Origin of the sequence: Actinopolyspora xinjiangensis, assembly GCF_900104475.1 — a bacterium.
In the GTDB taxonomy this organism is placed as follows: domain Bacteria; phylum Actinomycetota; class Actinomycetes; order Mycobacteriales; family Pseudonocardiaceae; genus Actinopolyspora; species Actinopolyspora xinjiangensis.
Genome location: NZ_FNJR01000026.1, coordinates 1 through 7,635, shown reverse-complemented (window position 1 = coordinate 7,635; position 7,635 = coordinate 1). Strand labels below are relative to the sequence as shown.

The 7,635-nt window shown below is 65.7% G+C and carries 5 protein-coding genes, 1 pseudogene and 1 CRISPR repeat array; of the genes and pseudogenes, 4 read left to right on the top strand and 2 right to left on the bottom strand.

Features of this window, described 5'->3' with window-relative positions; all coding sequences use genetic code 11:
* The first annotated feature begins 361 nt into the window (after positions 1-361).
* Positions 362-511, top strand: coding sequence for a hypothetical protein (locus BLQ75_RS23695; protein ID WP_170837652.1), 150 nt, complete (start codon positions 362-364; stop codon positions 509-511).
* Positions 512-630: 119 nt separating this feature from the next.
* On the opposite strand, the gene BLQ75_RS22765 is transcribed toward BLQ75_RS23695, so the two are convergent.
* Together BLQ75_RS22765 and BLQ75_RS23230 are read right to left on the bottom strand one after the other, a co-directional pair.
* On the bottom strand, positions 631-1,050 hold the full coding sequence (locus BLQ75_RS22765) for a GNAT family N-acetyltransferase (protein WP_280137869.1): 420 nt from the start codon (positions 1,048-1,050) through the stop codon (positions 631-633).
* Positions 1,051-1,118: 68 nt separating this feature from the next.
* The gene (locus BLQ75_RS23230; RefSeq protein WP_170837651.1) at positions 1,119-1,769 is read right to left on the bottom strand and encodes a beta/alpha barrel domain-containing protein; all 651 of its coding nucleotides are present in this window, start codon (positions 1,767-1,769) and stop codon (positions 1,119-1,121) included.
* Between the two features lie 227 nt (positions 1,770-1,996).
* Positions 1,997-4,162: a CRISPR direct-repeat array (repeat unit 28 nt; unit sequence GGCTCACCCCCGCTTGCGCGGGGAATCC).
* Between the two features lie 1,160 nt (positions 4,163-5,322).
* On the opposite strand from BLQ75_RS23230, the gene BLQ75_RS22760 reads away from it, so the two are divergent.
* The 3 genes and pseudogenes from BLQ75_RS22760 to BLQ75_RS24365 all read left to right on the top strand — a co-directional run.
* On the top strand, positions 5,323-6,375 hold the full coding sequence (locus tag BLQ75_RS22760) for a tyrosine-type recombinase/integrase (protein WP_092604718.1): 1,053 nt from the start codon (positions 5,323-5,325) through the stop codon (positions 6,373-6,375).
* A gap of 344 nt (positions 6,376-6,719) precedes the next feature.
* Entirely contained in the window at positions 6,720-7,193 is a 474-nt protein-coding gene (locus BLQ75_RS22755; protein WP_139183082.1) for an AbrB/MazE/SpoVT family DNA-binding domain-containing protein, read from the top strand.
* 236 nt (positions 7,194-7,429) lie between these two features.
* Positions 7,430-7,635 (top strand): annotated as a pseudogene (locus BLQ75_RS24365) (site-specific integrase); the annotation flags it as partial.

Sequence of the window (7,635 nt, the reverse complement as noted above, 5' to 3'; positions counted from 1 at the left end):
CCGCCGGGCTCACCCCCGCTCGCGCGGGGAAACCGCCACCGCCGGACGGGGTGAACATGGCCCGCAGGGCTCACCCCCGCTCGCGCGGGGAAACCCCAGATCACGTACTGATCGGCGTTGGGCACCCCGGCTCACCCCCGCTCGCGCGGGGAAACCCCTTTTTGTGCTGGGAAAATCAGAGCGGGTTATCGTTTTGTGATCTTGTGGGGTGCTCGCTTGCCGGGACGTCGGAAGGTGTGGGGAGGGGCATCGACGATCAGTCTGCCATCGATAGCGTGGTTGGTGTAGCAGCATGGTCGTGCTGGTCTCGTAGCAGCGTGTGGACACTGGTTGCTACGCGGTCTCGTGGTCGGATGACTCGGTGAGACTGCACCATCACCGCGCCGTGGTCGTCAGGTACGACAGACTCGCCGTCTGCCACGAAGGCACCGCGACCATCGTCGCCATCAACGACTGGTTCCAACTTCGTAAACAGACCCAGTGGTCGGCAGAGATCAACCAGAGCTCGTGAGAAGCAACCAGCCAGGCATGCCGATTCCTTCGGCGTTTTTCAGTATCGGCTATGCGTTTCGCTTCACCCCTGGTCAGGTGGCCCCGTGGGGATCAGGCTGACGTTCCAACGCTCATTGGTCAATTCACGGCGGTGCTGTGCAGCCGCAGTTCGTATACGGCTCGGTGCTTGCCTGCTCCCTTGTAGTCGGAGATGATTTCGACACCGTTGACGGTATGGTCGCCGGGAATGTTGACGAACCCCATGTGGGTCCAGGTGGCGTGTGCGGTGGTGTTGTCGGGCTCCGATGTCAGATAGAGACGTTGGCACCCGAATCGGCGGCCGGCATCTCGCACTGCCTGGAGCAGCGCTGTAGAGATGCCCTGTCGGCGGTGATCCGGGTCGGTGATCACGTCTTGGATGTACAGGTTGTCCGGGTGGTCCTGGCTACGGAAAGCGATGATCGCGCCGAGGAGTTGGCCGTTGTCGTCGGCCACGGGGCAGGTTGTGGAGAAGAGATTGGCGTAAAGCCAGTAGTCGGACGAGGTGCGAGCCCGCACGTAGGGCGCCCCGAGGTCGGTGAGCTCGAGGATCGCCGGGATGTCGTCTTGGTGGATGGGTCCTATCTTTATGAGTGCCTTTCGGTGGAGTGGGCGAGTTCGAGGATGCGCGCGGCTGCGCCGGCCGGGACAGTAGCGTCGGTGATGCTCCGCCCGGCGGTGAGGATGTCCCAGTCGGGGCTGGTGAACGCGCTGTCGTCTGTTGCGCTGAAACCGCCGCTGACGGCCACGGGAAGCTGGGTCCACGATCGTACTGTGCGTGCGGCGTCGAGCGCGGTGGTATTGCCGATCCCGAGGTCGATATTGGTGGTGATGGTGAAGCCGTTTACGCCGACACGTTCCATGTCGGTGACCCACCGTTGACTGGTGGTCACGGCCGTGCCGAGGAGGATGGGCACGCTGGACATGGCGTTGGAGTGTCTGGCCGAATCCGACATCGGCCTTGCGCCTCGAAAACTGGTGGGGGAGCGCGCCATGACGAACTCGAGGGGTACAGGTCTTCGGATTGGATACAGCTTCTGGGCTTCCTCGATGCCGGGGGCACCGACACTCCGAACGGTGACCGCAGCCAGGGGCACACTCGTCGACACGCTTATCGCGGCTGGATACAGGGTTGTTTCCTGCTGGTCAACCGCGACCTTGCCGCACCAGCCGCCGCACAGCGCGCCGCTATGTCGAGACCATGTCGGTCCGTCCGGAAACGTCATGACCGCGCCCAACTTCTTTATGGATGAGGAGCAGCGACCTGCTCTCTACGATGCTGCTCGTCTGCTGACGAGCGCATCACCGCGCTCGACGTCACCAAACTCAGTGGAGCATCGGACTGTTGGGCCCATCCCCACGTGAGTGGGGAACCGCGATGATCCGATGATCGTCGGTGCCGACACTGGGTTCAACTAGCTTGTGGTGAAAGATCCGCTAAAGCTTCAATATGGATCGAAAAACATGCGCACCCCCGCTTGCGCGGGGAATTCGGTAGAGGGGAAGCGCCGGTCGAACGGGTACACGGCTCACCCCCGCTTGCGCGGGGAATCCAGGTCTCCGAGGAGGAGATGGGGCATGTTCAGGGGCTCACCCCCGCTTGCGCGGAGAATCCCGACATCACCGCTGATCACGTGCGCGCCTGGCTGGCTCACCCCCGCTTGCGCGGGGAATCCGGGGAAACCAGTTCCCCGCCCCGTGGCCTCCGAGGGCTCACCCCCGCTTGCGCGGGGAATCCGCGCGATGCGGCATCGGATACAGCAGCAGCGACGGCTCACCCCCGCTTGCGCGGGGAATCCTCCCGCCCGCAGGTGGCCGCGTCCCCGGCGTGCGGCTCACCCCCGCTTGCGCGGGGAATCCCTTTTGCATGTCGCGATCAAAGCTAGAGATCCAGGCTCACCCCCGCTTGCGCGGGGAATCCCAGGATCGCCCGGTGGATCACCCCGTGCGCTGGTGGCTCACCCCCGCTTGCGCGGGGAATCCATTACCTCCGTGGCATGATGCCCGCGTCACTGAGGCTCACCCCCGCTTGCGCGGGGAATCCTGGTCATGCCGTCACCGCCATGCCGTAGGCAAGGGCTCACCCCCGCTTGCGCGGGGAATCCTCCGGGGATTCGCTGGTGGCCACGGCTTACTCCGGCTCACCCCCGCTTGCGCGGGGAATCCGCACGTCCATCAGCGTGCGCGGGCTGTACCCAGGGCTCACCCCCGCTTGCGCGGGGAATCCTGCACGGAGACTCTGACCACTCGCCTCGCGTGCGGCTCACCCCCGCTTGCGCGGGGAATCCCCGTGGTCGTGGTGGCCCGGCGCGGCGGGTCGGGGCTCACCCCCGCTTGCGCGGGGAATCCGCGTCCACCTCGTGCGCCGCTTCGGTGAAGCGAGGCTCACCCCCGCTTGCGCGGGGAATCCTGGCCGTCGATGTCGTAGGTCTCGGTCATGGTGGGCTCACCCCCGCTTGCGCGGGGAATCCGGGAACGTTCCTGTCGGATCGCGATGTGGAGGAGGCTCACCCCCGCTTGCGCGGGGAATCCCCGGAACGAGTAACCCCCGTCAGTAGAATGTGAGGCTCACCCCCGCTTGCGCGGGGAATCCCCGGAGCACAGCGCTCCCTGACCCGCGACGGGGGGCTCACCCCCGCTTGCGCGGGGAATCCACCGCGGCGGCCGCGACGCGCACCGGCCCCCGCGGCTCACCCCCGCTTGCGCGGGGAATCCGGATGCTCGGTGCCGATCACATGGGTGATCTCGGGCTCACCCCCGCTTGCGCGGGGAATCCCAGCAGCGCGACGCGAGTCCTGATCGGATCTGGGGCTCACCCCCGCTTGCGCGGGGAATCCGATCCTTCAGCATCATCAGACATCCATCCGCCGGGCTCACCCCCGCTTGCGCGGGGAATCCCATCGCTCAGATCCACGAGCAGTGGATCCCCGAGGCTCACCCCCGCTTGCGCGGGGAATCCGGATGCTCGGTGCCGATCACATGGGTGATCTCGGGCTCACCCCCGCTTGCGCGGGGAATCCAGGGCAGGAAGGTGTGGAACTCGGCACGTCGAGGGCTCACCCCCGCTTGCGCGGGGAATCCATCGCTCAAAAATTCCACGACCTGCGCCGCGGTGGCTCACCCCCGCTTGCGCGGGGAATCCGAAAGAGAGAAAGAGCTATGGACCTATGCATCAGGCTCACCCCCGCTTGCGCGGGGAATCCTCCCGTCATGTGTGGTCACCTCCTCTCTGTCTGGGCTCACCCCCGCTTGCGCGGGGAATCCCCCGAGCAGATCCGCGCCGAGACCGAGAGCGTGGGCTCACCCCCGCTTGCGCGGGGAATCCAGACTCCGAAATCACCCCTATTGCCCGTGGCTAGGCTCACCCCCGCTTGCGCGGGGAATCCCACGAACGCCTGCGACATGTCCTGCAGGTTCTGGGCTCACCCCCGCTTGCGCGGGGAATCCTCGATCTCGTGCTGGGTGCGGTTGGCCGCGTGGGGCTCACCCCCGCTTGCGCGGGGAATCCCGGCGGGCGGGTAGTCGGGCAGCGGACGACCGGTGGCTCACCCCCGCTTGCGCGGGGAATCCCCGTCCTTGGCTTCCTTGCTGGTGATGTCGCCCGGCTCACCCCCGCTTGCGCGGGGAATCCCCTTTTTGTGCTGGGAAAATCAGAGTGGGTTACCGTTTTGTGATCTTGTGGAGTGCTTACTTGTCGCGACATCGGAAGATACGAGGAGGGGCATCGACGATCAGTCTGTCATCGAAGGCGTAGTTCGTGTAGCCGCATGGTCGTGTTGGCCTCGAGCAGCGTGTGAACTCTGGCTGCTACGCGGTCTGGTGGCCGGACCGGACGAGCGTCGTCAATAAGCTTCCTTGTCAAGGAAACACTGACGTCGTTGCAGATCGGGTGATACTTCGCCCCGGTTGTGCCTCGCTTGACCGCGAAGGGAACGGTTATCGAACTGCCCTTTTATGCAGATGTGGGAAAGTCCGCGATGTCGAGAACAGCCGCCCCGCTCGGCAGGATCAGCTCGGCCCGAACCACAGCTTCTGCACAGCTCATCTCTCTGGACGCCGGTGGATCACACGAACGGCCTCCTCGCACTCTCGAGCGAGCAACAACGGTTTCGGGCCTGTCCTGCTGACAGCGCAAACCGGCAGCAGAGTCTCGAGCCGATGCTAGTGAGCCTCGGAGACGATCTGCGGAATTGATCGGACTCCGAAGCAAAATCGGACGTGAGCGTAGGGCGTGTGGCACGCTCGCTCGGCGCGTGATTGGTTCCGTTGCGGACGTGGTGAACCCCAGGGTGCGCGATAGCGAGTGTGCTGCGGAAGGGGGGAGGTCGTGTCGTCGAAATCCCGAGCGGAGCGTGTTGTTGAGGGCCTTGTTCCGGTGAGAAGGCCGACTGGTGGTCGGGTTCCGCGGCTTCCGGTGGCGGCGTTGTCGTCGACCGGTACGAGCTCGATGACCTATGGGATCGCGGCTGTTGATGCGAGTGGCCGGGTGAGTGAGCGTGGTGTGCTGCGGGCTTTGGGCTGGCGAACCGGTGACCGTGTTCGGGCGTGGTGCTCTGGGAACGCGGTGATCGTTTGGAGCTGTGTGGACGGTGAACTCGCGGTTGCCGAACGAGGGAGAGCGCCGATTCCGAGTTTGCTGCGTGAGCGGTGCGCGATTCGTCCCGGAGATCGTGTGTTGTTGGCGGGCTCCGCCGAGTACGGAGTGCTCATCGTGCACACGATGTCGACGGTGGAGGCGATGCTCGCACAGCATCACGCAGCTCATGATGGCCAGGAGTCGGGGGAGGCGTTGTGAGTTCCTACGACGCACTCAGTCCGGACACCGGTCATCATCCGGCTGAGGTGGAGGCAGCGCGGCTGGTGTTGACCCGGATGGGCGTTTCTCCGGAGGAGCTCGTCAACGCACCAGGTCAGCGGGAGACGGTGCCTGTGTTCGCCGAGTACGTTCCCCGGGTGGCCGAGGCTGTTTCGGTGGGGACTTCTCGGGCGTATCGGTCGTACTGGAATCGGGTCGTACGTGAGTGGGGAGAGCGCCGGCTGGATGAGCCCACCCCCTCGGAGATTCGCCAGCTCGCCGAGCATATCCGTGGCCAGGTCGTGCACCGGCGCAACACACGTGGCGGTCGCTGCGCGGTGGAGCACCTGATCTCGGCATTGCGGTGCATATACAGTCACGCGGTGGCCGACGGGCTGCTCGACGAGGCGGACAACCCCGCCCTGCGGGTGCGAAAGCCCCGGCGGTTGCCGAGTACGCGGCGTGGACTATCGGACGAGAGCATGTCCGCGATCAACCGGGTGGCCGGTCAGACCGGCAACGACCCGATGCTGGACACGCTGTTGCTGCGGTTGCACACCGAGACCGCCTGCCGTAGGGGAGGGGCGCTGGCCTTAACCCTTGCCGATCTGGATGAGACGCAGTGTGTGGTTCTGCTGCGGGAGAAAAACGATACCGTACGCTGGCAGCCTGTCTCCCCGACGCTCGCGCGCCATCTTCGTGACCACGCCGAGCAACGCGGTGCCGAGACTTCCGAGGACGCCCTGCTGCGGTACCGCTCGGGAAAACCGTTGACTCGGCGGCGCTACGACCATCTCTGGCACCGGCTGGGCCAGCATCTGCCGTGGGTGGCCACGCAGCAGGTCAGCACCCACTGGTTGCGGCACACCACCCTCACGTGGGCCGAGCGCCACTTCGGCTACGCCACCGCTCGTGCCTGGGCCGGGCACACCGACTCCAGTCACGCCAGTGCGACCACCACGTATATTCGTGCTGATCTCGCCGATATCGCCACCGCTTTGGTGGCACTCACCGGCGAGCAGCATCCTCTGGCCGAATCCCGGAAATGATCCGAGACCTTCGCAAGATTCCGTCATGGCAGCGGAGACTCCACTGCCGATATCTCTGCTGCTGAGCTGATGGTGTCGACGTACGAGCAATCGTTCGCGACGTCGAAAGTAGTGCTCCCCGTGTGTGCCAGGGCGATGGTCTGTTAGGGTCTCGGTATGATTTCCCCAAGGTGGGGAAATTTCCCTGGCTGGAGGGTTCAAGTCCCCCCTCCGACACCGTGGTGTGGGATCCCTCCCACAGTGTGTGAGTCTTTTTCTTCGTTTCTTGGTGGCTGGCGCGTGGTGTCGCGTCGGCCGTTGTTTTGTGTCCTGCTCCCGGTGCTGGTGTCCCGGGGGTGAGGTGTGTGTCTGAGTCGGTGGTTCCCGGCCTGGCGCCGTCCGTGTCCGGTGCTCGTGCGGATATCGGTGGTGGGGCTGGCTCGGCGCGGGCTGTGCGGGCGATGCCGTTGGCGGTGCTGCCCGCCCTGCGGAGGCGGAGCTCGCGGTGCTACCGGATCGTGGCGCTGGACGATCGTGGCCGGTTGGCCGAATCGGCGGTGATCGCGGCGCTGGGGTGGCGGCCGGGGCAACGGTTGGCGATCCGGGTGGTCGAGGGCGTCGTGTTGATCGAGGCCGATGCTGGCGGGGTGTTTCGGCTGTCCCGCCGGTGTCACGTGCCGTTGCCCGCGCCGGTGCGCCGGTGGTGCGCGTTGGGTGCGGGTGATCGTGTGCTGCTGGTGGCCGAACCCGCGCGGGGACGGTTGACGGTGTATTCCCTGACCGTCCTCGACGGGGTGCTCTCGTCGGTGCACGAGCGCGTGTGGGGTGAGGCCGAGTGAACGCTCAGAATGATCAACCTGGTGCGCCGAGTCGTGCCGACGTGGAGGCGGCTCGGTTGGTGTTGGCGCGGATGGGGGTGGCGCCGGAGGATCTGGTGGGGTCTGGGGTGGAGTCGTGTGTGGTGCCGACGTTTGCTGAGTATGTGCCGGTGGTGCAGCGGGCGGTGTCGGTGGGCACTAGGCGGGTGTATGGCTCGTATTGGAAGCGGGTGTTGGAGGTGTGGGGTTCTCGGCGGTTGGATGAGCCCACCGCGTCGGAGGTCAAGCAGTTGGCTGAGTGGGTGCGGTCTCAGCGGGTGCTGCGGCGCAACGCGCGGGGTGGGCGGAGTGCGGTGGAGCACTGTATCGCGGCGTTGCGGTGTGTGTATCGGCACGCGGTGGCTGATGGGCTGCTGTCGGAGTCGCAGGATCCGGCCCGGCGGGTGGTGATGCCGCGTCGGTT